Here is a 16,448-nt window from a genome sequence, read left to right on the forward strand (position 1 = left end):
AGTCTTCTTGCGTTTGTTGCAGAAGCCCAACCATATTGTATACTCGCGCTGATAGAGTTACAAGTTTTTGTTTTAATGAAATAAATTAACATTTTATTAACAAATTGATACGGCGAGTTATTCATGATTAATTAATCAAATGATGATATTATGTTAAATATTGTATGGTATTTTATTGAAAACATATTAGGAGAGTGGGAATAATGAACGTTTTTGAAACGATGGAATCGAATGTACGGTCTTATTGCAGGTCTTTCCCTGATGTATTCGTAAAAGCAAAGGGCTCTAGAATATACGCGGAAACTGGAAAGTCGTTCCTGGATTTTTTTGCAGGCGCCGGAGCTTTGAATTACGGTCACAATAACGACTTCATTAAGGCGAAAATCGTAGCCTATTTGGAATCGGACGGCATGTCGCACGGCCTTGATATGCATACATCGGCGAAGGAAGTCTTTCTGAGCCGGTTTTCGGAGCTTATTTTGCAGCCTAGAAATTTGTCCTATAAAGTTCAATTTTGCGGACCGACAGGCACGAATGCGGTTGAAGCGGCTTTGAAGCTTGCACGCAGGGTCAAAGGGAGAACCGGCATTTTCTCGTTTATGGGAGCCTTTCACGGCATGTCGCTTGGAAGCTTAGCCGCAACCAGCAATTTGTATCATCGCGGCGCAGCAGGCACGGATTTGGATCGCGTCCATTTTATGCCGTTTCCGCAAGGCTTTATGAATTCCTTCGATACGATTCAATATTTGGAAGAGGTTCTTACGGATGGGCACTCGGGCATCGAAAAGCCTGCCGCGATTATTTTTGAAACGCTGCAGGCGGAAGGCGGAATTAATGAAGCGCCGATCGAATGGATGAAAAAGCTGCGGGAGCTTTGCGACCGTCATGGCATCCTGCTCATTTGCGATGAAGTCCAGGTCGGCTGCGGCCGTACAGGCCCGTTTTTCTCGTTTGAGAGAGCAGATATCGTTCCGGATATCGTTGTCTTATCGAAATCAATCAGCGGTTATGGCCTCCCGATGTCCATCGTTCTTATGAAGCCGGAGCTGGATATTTGGAATCCGGGCGAGCATACGGGCACATTCCGCGGCAACCAGCTTGCTTTTGTTGGAGCGACTGCTGCATTAGAATATAGTGCGTCTATTAGCCTCGAAGCAGATGTGTACCGCAAAGGGGAGAATGTCCGTCAGTTTTTGAACGAGGTTATTGCACCAATCCATCATTCCATCGTGATCCGGGGCATGGGTTTGATATGGGGAATAGACGTTTCAGCGAGCAAGCATGACAGTCTGTCGAAGGAAATTGCGTCGCGCTGCTACGAGCTGGGTCTCATCCTTGAACGGGTAGGACGTGACGACAAGGTCATCAAGCTCATGCCACCGCTAACGATCTCTATGGAAGAGCTGGAAGAGGGCTGTGCAATCGTGAAGCAAGCGGTACAGGAATGCTATGAAAAGTACAAAGCTTCTGAATATCTTTTGGCATAACGGCGGTTAAATTAATCGGTTGCGAAGATGTGGAATGAACGATGCCTGAATGATGGACTCTTAATTGAGCGCCCTCATGGGGCATCGTTTATTTGTGTGCTAAGGAGGAGCGGTTTTTCAACATATTCCAACTATGGTAATCTTATAGGTGGGGGGTGAAACGGTTGAATCTACATTACAAAGAGTACGGCGATGTGAACGCTCCGCTTATTGTTTTTATACATGGAGGAGGCGTTAGCGGGTGGATGTGGGATAAACAAGTAAACTATTTTTCCAGCTACCATTGTTTAGTTCCGGATCTGCCCGGGCATGGCAAAAGCGGCAGCGGGCATTTGTTTGCGATAGGCCTCAGCGCTGAGAAAATCATTGAATTACTGGAGCAAAAAGGAAAAGATAAACCGATAATTGCGGTTGGTTTCTCGTTAGGCGCCCAGGTTTTAATTTCAATACTTAGTAAAAAGCCTCATTTAATAGACTACGCTATTATTAATAGTGCATTAGTTAGACCCATTTCCTTATCGAATATGATGATTCCGTTATTGTCGATTACATACCCCCTCGTAAAAAATAAAACATTCTCAAAAATTCAAGCAAAGTCTATGTATGTAGATGAAAGCCATTTTGACACCTATTATCAAGAAAGCTGCCTGTTAAATAAAGAGAGCTTCATGAGAATCATGGCTGAAAATATGTCATTTGAAATACCGAACGGTTTTAAACAAGCGGGAACAAAAATATTAGTCACCGTTGGCGAAAAAGAAAAAAGCGTCATGAAAAAATCATTGCAGGATATCGTTAAAAGCCATTCGAATGGCAAAGGCATCATCATTCCTAATATAGGGCATGGCGTTTCGATGGCGAGACCTGATTATTTTAACAAGCTGCTTGAAACATGGCTCGAAAATGGCAGTCTTCCTGATGATGTTATGGAAGTAAGCGGGGAGTAAGCGGCACATTTAAAAGGCAAGATAATGAATGGCAAAGGAACTTGACACGTCACTTTTTGGTGTCCTATAATCAAAAGGACAATAAAAGGTGTCCTATTAGCTTGTTTTGTAGTTTAATCAATGACAGAACAGGAAATAATAATGAGAAGGTGGGGGTGATTTTGAACGATAACGGTCAAGTTAGGGATGTTTATGACGCTGTTGCCGATCCGACAAGGCGAAAATTACTTCAAATGCTGGCGGATGTTGAAGAATTACCCCTGCATGAGATAACGGTTCATTTTCAAATGGGTCGTACGGCAGTTTCCAAGCATTTGGCTATTCTTAAAGATGCAGGTCTCGTAACGACTCGAAAGGTTGGTAGAGAAACGAGGTACCGGTTGAATGCCGCTCCGTTGAAAGAAATTCAAAATTGGGTATCCTTTTACGAAGGATTTTGGAAAGATAGAATTCATAAATTAAATCTATTATTGGAGGAAAACGAATGAAATCGGATGTATCATTAGATTATCAATTTACAAGCTCGATCGAGCAGGTATGGAACGCTTTAACGGATTCGGATACTCTAGCGAAATGGATTTGGGATAATGATTTTAAACCAGTCGTTGGACATAAATTTCAATTCCGGACAGAGCCTTCCGAGTGGTGGAACGGAATTGTAGATTGTGAGGTGCTTGTAGTGGATGAGCCTCATACATTATCTTACACTTGGGCAAGCGCCGGAGAAAGCACGACTATTACATGGAATTTGAAAAAAGATTCAGATGGAACTGTCCATCTGCATTTCGATCAAACCGGATTTAGCGAAGAAACAAAAGCCCGCCAGGGAGCCATTGAGGGAGCTAAACATGCTTGGATCAAAATGGGCGGCCAGCTCGAAAAAGTGTTGGCGGAGCTGTAAAAAATAGTAGTCGTAATGATTTTATACAAATAAACCATTCTTCAACAATAGGGCGCAATTCCGTAGCACGAATTGTGCTCTTTCTTTATGATAAGGGCGCTTCTCTGAAAACGGAAAGCGTCATTTTTAATAGAATCGAGGATGGAATGGAGAGGATACCGCGATGAAAGTAAATCAATTGATTGCGAACAATATTAACAAATTAGATGCAGTACTGCCAGTAGATAAATCGTTAGGAATAGCTGGCTTGTCTGGCTCCGGTAAAACAACGTTTAGTCAAACCATCGGCGAAGAATCCAAGAAGCGTCTCGTTTCCTTATTGCCAAAGGCTGAATATCAGTATTTATTTCCTAATATTATGGAAACCAACTTCAGTGCCATCCATATGGAAGAAATGCCGCTTGTCCTTTTTCTAGGCAGATCATCCATTTCTTCCAATCCGCGTTCAACAATTGGCACGCATACTGGCGTGTTCACGGAGATTCGTGTTGCGCTTGCCGAAAAATACAATCTTTCTCCGGAAGTTTTTTCATTTAATAATGAATTAGGCTGGTGTCCCGATTGTAAAGGTCGCGGAACGACTAAAAATGTCGAATGCAAAAAGTGTAACGGGAAGCGCTATAATGAAGAGGTTGAGCAATATAAAATTGAATTATTTGATCGAGCACACCATATTTCCGACATCAACGACTTAAGCATTGAAACTATTTTTTCATTAGCAGAAGTTTTAAAGATTAGTGAAGGCAAACAAAATATTCTAAAAAATATAATCCATATGAATATTGGTTACTTAACATTAAATCGCATTATGGGCACATTGTCAGGCGGAGAATTAACGCGGCTTTACTTGGCGGAATTTATGGCAACAAGTGAAAATACGGTTATTATCATCGATGAAATCTCCGTCGGCCTTGATCACCAAACGCTGTTGAAAATTTTAGAGCAGATCAAGCAATTAGGGTATAAGAATCAAATTTGGCTCATTGACCATTCGGACACGGTGCTGGGCACAACGGACGAGCAATTGTTCTTTGGGCCAGGCAGCGGCAAATACGGCGGGAAAATCGTTGAGGAATCACCACGCCCTAAGCCAATCCTTTGGGAACGAAATCAGGAAACTCCAACAGAATATTACGCATTTCATGACCTTTACTGCCGCAATATTCAAATGGCTGAAATTCAGATTCCAAAAAATAGACTTGTAACGTTTACGGGCGAGTCTGGATGCGGCAAATCTACGCTTGTCAATGAGTGCATGTCCAAAGATTTTTTGAAGCGATATCCCAAAGATAAGCTGGTAATGGTTGGGCAAGACCGAAACCAATCGATTACCAGCCGCTCAACCGTTGCGACTTTTCTTGATATCAAAAAGAAGCTCACAAAATATAGTGAGGATATCGATGATATTTTTCAGCGCTCGATTGAAGATATTATTGAAGAACTGCCAAATGAAGACATCGCTCATAAACGCCTCAGCTTATTGATCAAGCTTGGTCTTGGCTATTTGACGCTGGAAAGGAAAACACAGTCCTTATCAACAGGTGAATTTCAATGCGTCCATTTAGTTTCCGAGCTGTTTGCGGGCTCAAGAAACCCACAAACGCTTTTTATTTTTGACGAGCCTTCCAAAGGTTTATCACAAAATATTTTAAATCAATTCATTGATAGCGTTAGGGTCATTCTAGAGGATGAATCCGTATCCATGATCTTGATTGAACATAATGCTTACATGCTGGAAAACTCTGATTATATCGTTGATTTTGGCAAAAGACAGCTTGCGCCTGTGGAGCATCTTGATGTAGTCAGCCATGAAGATTATTATCAAAAAAACGACATTGCAGATCGTGCGGCTCCCTTGCAAATTTCTTCAACACTCAATCAACAAAATGGAATCAACTACTTAAAAGAGAATCATATTGCCTATTATAAAAATGCGGAAAACGTCTATAAGGGCGGCATTTTAAAAAGCTTATCATCAATGGCCCGTCTGATTTATGGTGAGTACGAATCGGAAACCATTGCACCGGTCATCGCCATTGATCTGGAACGGCATCTGTATAGTCAATATAGTTTTCTCTATGAAATCGGTGGCTTGATCAACCATATCGTGGCGGCGCATCCGACCAATAAAGATACGAATAGCTTCGATTTCTATAATCAAGAAAACCATTGTCCATGCTGCTCGGGCCGCCGGGTAATTGAAAAATTTGATTTTGATATCGTTGTTCAGGACAAAACCGTGCCATTCTGGGATGGCTTATTGCATCCTGATGCGATGGATATTTTAAAGTTTTATCAATTTTCAAAAATAAAGTTCATCTTTGATGAGATTAAGAATGAGCTCGGTCAGGATATAAGCAAAAGTTATAACGAGATGACAGAAGCAGAGAAGCATACCTTTTTATACGGGTATTGGGAAAAGTCATTCTACGATAAAGCAGCCAAAGCCTCGAGAACTTGGGAAGGCTTCAATTACATCATTGGGAATTATATGGTCATTTCGAAATCGATTATTAAAGAGCATATCAAACAATCCAAAGTAATGATTACCTGCCCAATCTGTCAAGGAACCGTACTAAACCATCGTAAAAAGCTTAAATTTGGCGACACGGATATTCGTGAGATTATTGGGCAGTCTGTTGATCAAGCCATGAACAATGCCGGAAATTTACTGGTGCTAGAAAAAATGAAAGCCATTGTCGGCGGCGATATGGTTTTGGCGGAAGATGTCTCTCTATTGCCAAGGGAAACGCAAGCCGCACTGAAAATGCTCGAACTAGAGCTGGCGAGCTTTGCGAACTATGAAATGGTTTTACAAAACGTACAGCCATTCTGGGGCAGTATTAGCAGCAGTATCGAAGCCATCAGCATTAACAATCGGATCACCGTCTGTGATTTTGCCAATATCACCGAAACGAGAGAAACGATCATTGATAAGTATTTCACCAATGGTAAGTACAAAAAGCTGACCTATGTCTATGAAGCTTTTGGCTACAAAAAAATTGTTACTTTAATCAATAAGATCAAAGCAAGTCATCCCTGTCCGTTCTGTAAAGGGAAGAAAGTCATTTCGGAGGACGGGCTCCATGATGGGGTGTATAAATTATCGGTGCCATGCGTTAGCTGCTATGCAAGCGGCATCAATGATGAAGGGCGCAAGGAAATCGTCGATGGCATAGACGTGCAAAGATGGCTAACTGGCAAAGTAAGCGATGTTGTTGCTTATAGCTTTATGCTTGAGGCTGTTGCCGATATTCCAATTTTCAATCGTCTTCGCGAGTTGAATAAACGAGATATGATGGCGGTTTACCAATTCCTCGAGCAAAATAATTAATTTAGAATGACTAATACAAGCCATATTTGAATACAAAGCTAGCTATCAGTCAGTGAAGAAAACTCATTTGCAATAATGAATTGCAGATGAGTTTTTTTACTATTCTGAGATGCTTATCTCAAGATTGTGTGTTTTGTTGTTTTTAATTGTTTTTATGTTGACATTGTAAAGGCGGCTAAGTAAGATGAATAATGAAAATAATGATTCCGTCAGGAGGAGGGATACGCTATATCCTTTGCTATCATACTTGTTTTATGCTCGGGGCTTACACACGCCATTTGGAATTTATTTACGAAGACGAGCAGAAATAAAAGTGTTTTTCTGTGGTTAATTCATATTACAGCTTTTGTTTTGCTTCTTCCTTATTTCATTGTTGATGTCACGAGCAGCTCCATTTCGTTAAGCGGTTATTTATTCATGCTTCTGACAATGGGATTTCAAATGGGCTACTTTTTTCTGCTGCCGATCGTTTACCGCAAAGGCGAGATGTCGCAAATGTACCCGATTATGCGCGGCACGGGAGCTCTGCTTGTCCCGCTCTTCAGCGTATGGATCTATAACGAATCGTTATCGGCTCTCGGATGGATCGGCGTAGGCTGCATCGTGCTAGGATTGTTTGCTATAAGCGGATTTTTGAAGAAGCAGCATGGGTCAGCGATAAGTTTGCGAAATATTTTTCCCGCACTCATGGTCGGTTTATGTATTACGGGTTACGTCATGACAGATAAAATGGTGCTTCAATCATTGTCTCCGCTGTCTATCATTGAGCTTAGCAACATCGCCTATGTCATCGTGTTAAGTCCTGCCGTGCTTCGCTCCAAGCAGATTAAACAGGAATGGCAGGTTAATAAACAAGCCATTTTATGGGGGACGATCCTATCGCCCGGTTCCTACTTGCTGTTTCTCTATGCGATGAATCTTGCGCCGTTGTCACATCTGGCTCCCATTCGCGAGATTGGCACGGTGTTCGGCACGATGCTCGGCATTTTTCTGCTGAAGGAGTCGAATGGCTTGAAACGGATTTTGTTGTCAGCGGTCATTACGATGGGCGTCATTATGATTGGAATGTGGGGTAGCCCTTAAAGCTTGCATAAGAGGAGAGATGGATAATGGGGAAAATAGAAAGAGTGTTTATTATTGGCTGGGACGGCGCGGGAAACTTTGTTCGTGCTGCCCATACGCCGAATTTGGATCGATTAATAAGCAGCGGGACTTTCGCTTTCAATGCGCAAACCGTATCGCCAACGATTAGCGCACAGTGCTGGGGAGCGCTTCTTCACGGTGTAGGTCCGGATAAACATGGTTTAACGAATGAAAGAGCAAGTGAATTTACGTATCCTGACGATTCCATGTATCCTTCTATCTTCAGAATCGTCCACAATGGCATTCCTGATGCCAAAATGGCAGCGTTTAGCGTTTGGAATCCGATTAATCATGGCATTATTGAATCGTCTATCGGGGTGCATAAGGTATCCATGAACGACCGCGAGCTTCCGCTGGCGGCAGCGGCTTACATTCGGGAAAATCTTGATTTGAAGCTGATGTTTATCGGCTTGGATCTGCCCGATGCAGCGGGGCACCAATACGGCTACAACACCCCCGAGCAGCTGCAGGCAATCGAAGAGACGGACGCACATACGGGAATCATTTTGCAAGCTATTGAAGAATCGGGTATTTTTGAAGATAGCTTGATCATCGTTGTCTCCGATCATGGGGGAGGAGGGGAGCATCCTCAGCAGCATGGCAGTGATCATCCGTCTGACAAAACGATATTTTGGGGCTGCGCCGGTCCGGGAATACAGCAGGGCGCCTCTCTTCAAGGAGACTTCTTCATTACAGACACTGCGGAAGTCGTTATCCGCGCACTTGGACTTGATACGCCGGATAATTGGGAAGCAAAGCTGCCGGAAGGCCTATTTCAAGTGTGATCCCTCTAAGGAGGAGCAAAAAAGAGCAATAAGGATGCGCGATTTCAAATAGTGGCAACGGAAACAGGATGTATGTTTTTAAAATGCATCCTTTTTGCTGTCTGCATTTATTTATGATCAACGGGAGCTGCGTTTTCTGGACGTTTTCTGGCGTGAAGCTGCTGCAGCACGTGAATTTAGCTTCGCTTTTTTATTTTTTGATCTTACTCTGCTGCTAGGTACGCCTGATAAGAAAGCTTTTGTACCGAATAATGAGCCTACCATTTTAAAGGCTGGGCGAATCTGCTGAAAGATGCCGAAAAACTGTTGGACTTTTCCCATCATGGACATGATTCCGTCGAAGCCGCCAACCCGGGCAAGCATGGATCTGTCGCCTCCAGATGCAGGAAAGGACGGAGAATCTTCAGATGGGTTAAAATCATTTAACGGCTCGCTTTCGGCAGGCAGAATTGCATTGGTCCGGATTCTTTTTATTCTTTTCACTTCGTATCACTATCCTTTGCTCAATAATAATGAAGCCAATGACAACCTATTAGTTGTTGAAAGAATGACTCGCTAATCCCCATATGCCATTCTATTTTGGAGTACACTGTAAATTATGCATGGAATGTCTGCTATGATTGGATATTTGTTACCAAGACTAATAATCTATGTGATTCGCCTATGTATATCTAAGATGATGATAACCTTCCTCGAACGCAAAAGACCCATAAAATGGGTCTCTTGTTCAGTTTATATTTTACATGTGATATGGAAGATCAGCCGTTGATTAACAGCAACCGCCATAATCGCCGACATGTTGTTTATCGTTGTTTTTTTCATCCTTTTTGTCTTCTCTTTTTTCATCGTTTCTCTCATTCCGGCTGCCTACTCCGCAACTGCAAGCGATAATGACCAACAAAATAAAAAGAACTAAAATGGTACTTGTTTGATTAAACATGGTTCCATTCACCTCCTATTGATTTGAGCTCTCTATAAGTTATGCCAGACTATCAAGCTATGTTTGTATGTTTGTTACGGGAACATTTTTACAAGGTTATTAGTCTCGAAGCACTTAGCAGCGTTGAAACGAAATGCTTGCAACATAACTTGGCGCGTTTGCGTTATTTAGGCAAAAAGGAGTATGAACATTAATTTTAGAGGTGATGATGTGCTTTTAAAGTGGTTGTTGGGCCTGTAATGGCAGCATCATTAAGAGAAGCCGCATGGAATGAGTTGTCCAGTGGAGTGAAGGAATCTTTGATTAACGATTGGAGGCTGGCCGAGGTGAAGGAGGCAAAATGGAATGAAGTTCTTCTAGTGCTTGGCCCGATTGGCATTTATATAGACTCTTCAAATAACCAAGCGGTGGGGTACGATGAAAGAGAGTGATTAACCATTATGATTTATTTTATCCCCTTTTGTGGTGGATTTAACTTCAAAGGTCACTCTGCTTTTCGAAAAAGCAGCGCAATTTTATATGACAGACAAAGTAGGAATAGAGAACCGATCCAAGCGCTGCTTGGATCGGTGCAAAAATGGCTGATCATTTATAGCGTAACAGGCTGCTTTTGTTCCATCGAACGATAACCCGCAAGCGCAACACTCGTTGAACGCATACCGTCTTCGCCTGTGATCGGGACGGGTTGGCCGTGTAGGATAGCCTTAACGAACGCTTGAATCAAATGGAAATCCATATTGTCTCCCCAATAATTCCATTGTCCTTTGCCGTTTTGTTGGGCGTACAGCTCGTTAATTTGGGCAAGGCCGTCAATGGATATGACACCGCTCGTACCTATAATTTGCATCGTGACATCCCCCCATGTCGGGAATGGCGGCGTTCTTGACCAGCTCGTATCGATTACCCCAAAAACGCCATTTGCAAATTTCACATGCAGCATGCCGGTGTCGTCTACATCCAGATTATCCTTGAATAAGGTGGCCGCATAGGCGTATACCTCTGTTGGCTCTGAACCGGTAAACCAATTCATCAGATCCATCACATGTACGGTATGATCCAGCAGGGCGCCGCCCCCGGAGAGCTTCGGATCTACGAACCAGCCGCCTGGCGCAGTACCGCGGTTCGTTCCTTTAATGGCGACGATGCTGCCGATTTCTCCCCGTTCAATCGCTTTCTTTGCTTGTGCGACCGCAGCTAAATAACGGCAAGGAAAGGCGGTCATCAGCTGTACCTGATTGTCGCGGCATGCCTTGATCATCGCCAACATTTCATCGTTCTGAATGCCTAGCGGTTTTTCGCATAGCACGTGCTTGCCTCTTCTGGCAGCTTCGATCGTAATCTCGGCATGAAACACATTTTCCGAGCAAATGACGACAGCATCTACTTCTTGGTCCAGCAGCTGGCGATAATCGTTGAAATAAGGCAGTTTATGCTCGGCAACGAGAGCGCTCACCCTGCTCTCTACCGGATCGGCAATGCCAACCAGCTCGACTTCGGCAAGCCTCCGCAATGCCTCAAAGTACGAATAGGCATGGCCATGCGCAAAGCTGATCATACCCACTTTAAGCTTCTTCATCTTGTATTCCTCCCTCACGATTAGAGTTGAACGGGTTTGCCGGTACGCGCGCTCTCAAGCGCGGCATAGGCTATTTCAAGCGCTTTATAGGCATCCTTCGCCGTTACGATTGCTTCTGATCCGTCCCGAATGCAGCGGATAAAATGCTCGATCTCAAGCTCATAAGGGCTCTTGAATGCAGGGCTCTCTGGGATGGCTACGGTTGGGGCTGACGTTCCATTAGCGTGCTTGTGGATTTGAAGCGAGCTGCTCTTTAAGCTGTTCGCCATGACAACGCCGGCATTACCGGCAATTTCCGCCTTCGTATGAAAGGGTCCGGGAAAGCCCCAATTCGCTTCGACGTTTGCAATGGCGCCACTTTCGAATTGCAGCGTTACTAGCGCGTATTCCAGCTGCTCATTTTGCGATAACATGGCGTATACCGTTTTGACTTCTCCTAGCGTCCATCTCAGGAAATCCAGATCGTGGATCATCAAATCGACGATTACGCCGCCGCTTCTTGCACGGTCTTTGTACCAAGGCTTGGCATCGCCCGGATGGGAGCCAGCTCGGCTGGCATGGGCAACGCAAGCTCGGCCAATTGCTCCGCTGTCCAGCGATTGCTTCAAGCTCACATATTCCGGGAAAAATCGGACCACATGTCCGATGAACAAGCGGACACCGTTATTCTCGCAGCATTTCATCATCTCGTCTGCATCTTCGAGCGAGAGGGCCATCGGCTTCTCGCAAATGACATGTTTTCTTGCCTTTGCAGCTAAGAGAGTATATTCTTTGTGTAAATAACTAGGCAGCGTAATGCTGATTACATCGAATTCAGCATTTGCCAGCATCTGCTCGAAGGAATAAAAGGCAGGAGCGCCTGTTTGCTCGGACAGCTTGTCGGCTTGATCCATCTGCAGGTCGCATACACCGGTTAATTCAACGCCTACCAGCTTTGTGTAAGCGTCTGCATGGACATGTCCTAGACCGCCGCATCCTAATACAACAACTTTCATGATCCATCTCCTTGTATCGTTGATAGGTTATCTGCTCTAAATGATACACAGCAGGTGGAAGGATCGTATATGCGAATTTTCATTCAATTTGTATCCATATTCAATCTATTAATTTGGCGGAGGAGACTATATGGACAGCTTTCAAGAGCCCATTCACTATCAGAATCCACAGCTTTGCATTAAGGTTTGGAAGTTTACCCATTCGGGAAATGAACATTTTGGCTACCAGCCTTGGCATTATCATAAGGAAATAGAGTTCATCCTCGTGCTCGAAGGCGTTCATGAAATGCATACGCCAACGGCAGCCTACAAGCTGCATCCGGGGGACGTGATGGTAATCGGCTCCTCCCAGCTCCATAAATCACGGGTGCACCCCGGGAAACATGTAACCTATATCGTGCTCCACGTCGATCTGGAGCCGTATTTTGATCCGGCGATGATGCATTATACGCGGCATTTCATGGAGATTATGAACCCGCTGGACGATCTGAACTACCTATTCAGCAAGTATCCCCATGTGCAGGAAGAGGTAGGCGCTATTTTGCTTCATATCCATGAGGAAGTGATGCACAAAAAGAAAGGCTACGAGATCGCCGTCAGTATGCATATTAAACATCTTCTTCTAGTGCTGCTGCGCAATGACGATCTGCTGCTGCTGTCCGCGCATGAGTATGTGGATGCGGATTTCTTGCGCCCCGTTATGGCCTATGTCGAGAACAATCTTGGCGAGAAAATTGAAATGGCGGAGGTTAGCCGGTTAGCAGGGATGAGCTATGTATACTTTTCAAAATATTTCAAGAAAAAAATGGGGCTTTCATTTACGGAGTTTGTTAACCGCAAGCGGATATTAAAAGCTAAACGAATGCTAGTGACCGACAACAAAAGCATTACGAGCATCGCAGCGGCGGTAGGAATGGAAAATATGGCTCATTTCTATGAGTTGTTCAAACGGTTTAACCATTGCACGCCAAAGCAATTTAAAGAGAATATGAAAGTAAAAGAACGGAAATAAACCTTGATGGCTGCAAGGTTTATTTTTTTTGCGGCAACGTCCGAATGGAAGTGCCTCCGAAAATGTTTCGAAATTGCAGTCAATTCAAAGGAAGGAATAAGACTAAATAGCTAGTTTTATTCCGAATGGTTAGGACTTTACAATTGAATGGGATTCGTTATAATAAAATCAACGAAAGCGGTTTCGTAAATAGACTTATACATGGAGAAGACGAATAAGAATCGATGAATATTTTTTTCAAGCCAAATGTAAGCGTTTTATTTCTACTCAAGCCGCTGTCGTGATGATCGTGTCAAGAAGGGAGAGGATAATCGAATAAGTGCTGCCCCTACATTCAAATTTTAAGGAGGGTATTTCATTGAAATTTTCGCTGCGTTTATGTTTAGTTGTTTTTGTCCTATTCAGTATGCTTCCTTCAGTCGGCTTTTCGTTCTCGGGCGAGGTGCCGCTCGGCTCTGGCAGCTATTCAACCGTACTGCCGCCTGGCGCAGCGGACGTGCAATCGCAAATATACAAGACGGCTAACGTGACGGGAAAAATGCCCACGAACGACTGGTGGAGCAGCTTGGCATGGACACCATACTCAAACGGACAGTATCCACACCCGCTTGCGATGAAGCATCAAAGCGACGGCATGCGGATATTTAATCCGAGCGACCGCATTACAGCAAATACAGCCTGTATTTGTGGATGGATGAATGATATTCATGACTTCACCATAGGAAATAGCGGCTCGGCTACGTTTCCCGATGCCAAAGTGGACAACTTCAGCGACTGGTTCGTAAGCGCGCTTTATCAAAACGGCGGCAGCTCGATCAAAGCCAGCTACGGACACGGTTCACCATATGTGTACTTTACCTACACGGGCGGCAATCCGGTGCTTAAGTTTTATACGCCTCCGACCGTATGGTCAGGCAATGCAAACTCTGCGGTGCTTGGCGTTACCATCGAAGGCGCGCATTATGCTTTGTTCGGCCCAACAGGAAGCACGTGGTCGGGCATTGGAACAAACAACCTTACCAACAATCTGAACGGTAAAAATTATTTTTCGATAGCGGCACTCCCCGATCATTCACCTGCAACGCTCACGAAGTTCCAGCAGTACGCCTACTCTCACGTAACCGACACAAAAATGAATTATGCCTATAACTCTTCTAACAGCAACGTCACAACCACCTATACATACACGACCACTGCAAAAGAAGGCTCGCAGACAGGCACGATCTTTGCGCTCTATCCGCATCAATGGAAAAACACGTCCCAATCTCTTTTATCCTACACGTATAACTCTGTCCGCGGCGCGATGAAGACAGCTGAGGGAACCTCATTTACAACGACGATGAAGTTTACGGGCGTACTTCCGGCGCTCCCTGACAAAGGCACCTATAACAAAACGACGCTTGGCGGATTTATAAACGAGGAAGAGGCACTGACCTATACAGGCGGAAACGATACGTACTGGCTAGGGAAGCGGCTTGGAAAGCTCGCGACCTTGGCGCCGATCGCAGACCAGGTCGGCGATGCGACGGCTTCGGCTCAATTCCGCAATGAAATCAAATCCCGCCTGCAGAACTATTTGAAGGCTAGCGACAGCAGCGGCAACTTAAAGAGCAGCAACTTATTTTATTACAACAGCAACTGGGGATCGCTGATTGGTTATCCGGCGAGCTTCGGCAGCGATTCCGAACTGAATGACCATCATTTCCACTACGGCTATTATATTAAAGCGGCCGCTGAAATCGCGCGCACCGACAAGACATGGGCGGCAAGCTGGGGTCCGATGGTTGAATTGTTAATCCGCGATATGGCAAGCTGGGACCGCAACGATCCGATGTTCCCGTATTTGCGCAACTTTGACCCGTATGCAGGCCATTCCTGGGCGGCGGGCCACGCGAAATTTGATGACGGCAACAACAATGAATCCTCCTCCGAGGCAATGAACGCTTGGACCGGGTTAATTCTATGGGGAGAAGCTACAGGCAATACGACAATCCGTGATCTTGGCATTTATCTGTACACGACCGAAATGAACGCGATTAACGATTATTGGTTTGATGTGCAGGATAATACGCATCCGGCCGGCTACACGCCATCTGTCGTTACGATGGTCTGGGGCGGAAAAGGAGCGAATGGCACTTGGTTTACCGCGAATCCAGAGCAGGTGCACGGCATTAACTGGCTGCCGATTACGGCAGGCTCGTTGTACTTAACCCATTACCCGAATTATGCGAATAAAAACTATGCCGCTCTGGTCAGTGAGAACGGGGGCACCAATTGGGATGCTTGGCGGGATTTAGTATGGATGTACCGAGCTATTTCGAATCCGGCGGATGCCAAAAATCAATTCAACGCTGGCATAGGCTCCATGGCAACCGGTGCTGCGGAGAGCGAGGGCGGTCCAGAGACGGGCAACTCCAAAGCGAATGCGTACCATTGGATTTATAATCTGGATGCGATGGGGAACGCCGATCCTTCCGTGACGGCAAACTCGCCTACCGCTGCTGTATTTAACAAAAACGGCGTCAAAACCTATGTCGCCTACAACTTCACGAACGCGGCGAAAACAGTAACCTTCTCCGATGGAACTACGGTTTCAGTGCCTGCAAACAGCTTTAACACCGGCAACGGCGGCGGTGGCGGCGGTGGCGATACTAGCGCACCTAGCACGCCGGTTAATTTAATCTCTACAGGCAAAACAGCCTCAAGCGTCTCGCTCTCTTGGAGTGCATCAACCGATAACGTTGGCGTGACGGGTTATGTTATCCAATATGCGGGAGGGACGCTGAACGCGCCCGGCACTTCGGCAACCGTTAGCGGACTCAGCGCGAATACGGCATACGCCTTTACCGTCAAGGCGGTTGATGCCGCGGGCAATCAGTCCGGCGCGAGCAGCGCGGTAACGGTTACGACGGACGCAGCAGGCGGAGGAGGCGTGACGACGCCGGACTACACGGCTGGCGTTGCGAAACTGAACGTTTCGCAAGCGAAGATTGCCTTCACGCCAACAACCAACGCGTTATATGTGGATGTGCATTATTTGGTTAACGGGGCTAATCAGCAAAACGTGCGGATGATAAAAAACGGTCCGGCTTGGGAGCATACGGTTGACAGTCTCACTGCTGGCCAAGCGGTAAGCTATTGGTTCACTTATGAAAAATCAGGACCGCAGTATGATTCACCAACTTACACCTACACACATTAAAAGCTGAAAAATTTTGAGTAAAATGCTGTAATCGCGCCCTCATGCTTTACTGAAATAACTGGAAAATCTCCTGCTAATCATTCGAAGAGAAGGGGGAAACGTGCATTTAGCTGGAAAATCTCCCGT

General features: G+C 45.1%; 14 protein-coding genes. 10 read left to right on the forward strand and 4 right to left on the reverse strand.

Features of this window, described 5'->3' with window-relative positions:
* The first annotated feature begins 203 nt into the window (after nucleotides 1–203).
* The 7 genes from ectB to A7975_RS20490 all read left to right on the forward strand — a co-directional run bounded on the left by ectB (nucleotide 204) and on the right by A7975_RS20490 (nucleotide 8,597).
* A complete protein-coding gene (gene ectB / locus A7975_RS20460; protein WP_065386312.1) occupies nucleotides 204–1,487 on the forward strand; it encodes a diaminobutyrate--2-oxoglutarate transaminase in 1,284 nt (427 codons plus the stop codon).
* 164 nt (nucleotides 1,488–1,651) lie between these two features.
* Nucleotides 1,652–2,434, forward strand: a complete 783-nt coding sequence (locus A7975_RS20465; protein WP_065386313.1) for an alpha/beta fold hydrolase — start codon at nucleotides 1,652–1,654, stop codon at nucleotides 2,432–2,434.
* A gap of 161 nt (nucleotides 2,435–2,595) precedes the next feature.
* Entirely contained in the window at nucleotides 2,596–2,922 is a 327-nt protein-coding gene (locus tag A7975_RS20470; RefSeq protein ID WP_053375090.1) for an ArsR/SmtB family transcription factor, read from the forward strand.
* Nucleotides 2,919–3,335, forward strand: a complete 417-nt coding sequence (locus tag A7975_RS20475) for an SRPBCC family protein (RefSeq protein ID WP_053375091.1) — start codon at nucleotides 2,919–2,921, stop codon at nucleotides 3,333–3,335. Before A7975_RS20470 ends, A7975_RS20475 begins: the two co-directional genes overlap by 4 nt.
* Before the next feature lie 163 nt (nucleotides 3,336–3,498).
* Nucleotides 3,499–6,669, forward strand: a complete 3,171-nt coding sequence (locus A7975_RS20480) for an ATP-binding cassette domain-containing protein (RefSeq protein ID WP_065386314.1) — start codon at nucleotides 3,499–3,501, stop codon at nucleotides 6,667–6,669.
* Between the two features lie 417 nt (nucleotides 6,670–7,086).
* Nucleotides 7,087–7,752, forward strand: a complete 666-nt coding sequence (locus tag A7975_RS20485) for a DMT family transporter (protein WP_231637484.1) — start codon at nucleotides 7,087–7,089, stop codon at nucleotides 7,750–7,752.
* 26 nt (nucleotides 7,753–7,778) lie between these two features.
* Nucleotides 7,779–8,597 (forward strand): alkaline phosphatase family protein, encoded by an 819-nt coding sequence (locus A7975_RS20490; RefSeq protein WP_065386316.1) that lies wholly within the window; start codon nucleotides 7,779–7,781, stop codon nucleotides 8,595–8,597.
* Nucleotides 8,598–8,714: 117 nt separating this feature from the next.
* Here A7975_RS20490 and A7975_RS20495 read toward each other — a convergent pair whose 3' ends face one another.
* Entirely contained in the window at nucleotides 8,715–9,080 is a 366-nt protein-coding gene (locus A7975_RS20495; RefSeq protein ID WP_053375095.1) for a hypothetical protein, read from the reverse strand.
* A 286-nt stretch (nucleotides 9,081–9,366) separates the two neighbouring features.
* A complete protein-coding gene (locus tag A7975_RS34265) occupies nucleotides 9,367–9,537 on the reverse strand; it encodes a hypothetical protein (RefSeq protein WP_176707771.1) in 171 nt (56 codons plus the stop codon).
* A 239-nt stretch (nucleotides 9,538–9,776) separates the two neighbouring features.
* Between A7975_RS34265 and A7975_RS20500 the strand changes: the two genes are divergently transcribed.
* On the forward strand, nucleotides 9,777–9,968 hold the full coding sequence (locus A7975_RS20500; RefSeq protein ID WP_065386317.1) for a hypothetical protein: 192 nt from the start codon (nucleotides 9,777–9,779) through the stop codon (nucleotides 9,966–9,968).
* Nucleotides 9,969–10,126: 158 nt separating this feature from the next.
* Here A7975_RS20500 and A7975_RS20505 read toward each other — a convergent pair whose 3' ends face one another.
* Both A7975_RS20505 and A7975_RS20510 read right to left on the reverse strand, forming a co-directional pair.
* Complete coding sequence (locus A7975_RS20505; RefSeq protein ID WP_065386318.1) at nucleotides 10,127–11,113, reverse strand: Gfo/Idh/MocA family protein; 987 nt, start codon at nucleotides 11,111–11,113, stop codon at nucleotides 10,127–10,129.
* 20 nt (nucleotides 11,114–11,133) lie between these two features.
* Nucleotides 11,134–12,108, reverse strand: a complete 975-nt coding sequence (locus A7975_RS20510) for a Gfo/Idh/MocA family protein (protein ID WP_065386319.1) — start codon at nucleotides 12,106–12,108, stop codon at nucleotides 11,134–11,136.
* Nucleotides 12,109–12,238: 130 nt separating this feature from the next.
* Here A7975_RS20510 and A7975_RS20515 point away from each other — a divergent pair, with 130 nt between their 5' ends.
* Together A7975_RS20515 and A7975_RS20520 are read left to right on the forward strand one after the other, a co-directional pair.
* Nucleotides 12,239–13,120: a helix-turn-helix domain-containing protein gene (locus tag A7975_RS20515; protein WP_065386320.1), complete on the forward strand. Its 882-nt coding sequence runs from the start codon at nucleotides 12,239–12,241 to the stop codon at nucleotides 13,118–13,120.
* Between the two features lie 406 nt (nucleotides 13,121–13,526).
* Nucleotides 13,527–16,322, forward strand: a complete 2,796-nt coding sequence (locus tag A7975_RS20520; RefSeq protein WP_065386421.1) for a glycosyl hydrolase — start codon at nucleotides 13,527–13,529, stop codon at nucleotides 16,320–16,322.
* Nucleotides 16,323–16,448 lie beyond the last annotated feature (126 nt).

Origin of the sequence: Bacillus sp. FJAT-26390, assembly GCF_001682865.1 — a bacterium.
Classification (GTDB): domain Bacteria; phylum Bacillota; class Bacilli; order Paenibacillales; family Paenibacillaceae; genus Pristimantibacillus.

Excerpts from the sequence above, each read along its gene's own strand:
- A7975_RS34265 (WP_176707771.1), bottom strand. The coding sequence starts at position 9,537 with ATGTTTAATCAAACAAGTACCATTTTAGTTCTTTTTATTTTGTTGGTC.
- A7975_RS20505 (WP_065386318.1), bottom strand. The coding sequence starts at position 11,113 with ATGAAGAAGCTTAAAGTGGGTATGATCAGCTTTGCGCATGGCCATGCC.
- A7975_RS20510 (WP_065386319.1), bottom strand. The coding sequence starts at position 12,108 with ATGAAAGTTGTTGTATTAGGATGCGGCGGTCTAGGACATGTCCATGCA.
- ectB (WP_065386312.1), top strand. The coding sequence starts at position 204 with ATGAACGTTTTTGAAACGATGGAATCGAATGTACGGTCTTATTGCAGG.
- A7975_RS20485 (WP_231637484.1), top strand. The coding sequence starts at position 7,087 with ATGCTTCTGACAATGGGATTTCAAATGGGCTACTTTTTTCTGCTGCCG.
- A7975_RS20515 (WP_065386320.1), top strand. The coding sequence starts at position 12,239 with ATGGACAGCTTTCAAGAGCCCATTCACTATCAGAATCCACAGCTTTGC.
- A7975_RS20520 (WP_065386421.1), top strand. The coding sequence starts at position 13,527 with ATGCTTCCTTCAGTCGGCTTTTCGTTCTCGGGCGAGGTGCCGCTCGGC.
- A7975_RS20480 (WP_065386314.1), top strand. The coding sequence starts at position 3,499 with ATGAAAGTAAATCAATTGATTGCGAACAATATTAACAAATTAGATGCA.
- A7975_RS20475 (WP_053375091.1), top strand. The coding sequence starts at position 2,919 with ATGAAATCGGATGTATCATTAGATTATCAATTTACAAGCTCGATCGAG.
- A7975_RS20500 (WP_065386317.1), top strand. The coding sequence starts at position 9,777 with ATGGCAGCATCATTAAGAGAAGCCGCATGGAATGAGTTGTCCAGTGGA.
- A7975_RS20490 (WP_065386316.1), top strand. The coding sequence starts at position 7,779 with ATGGGGAAAATAGAAAGAGTGTTTATTATTGGCTGGGACGGCGCGGGA.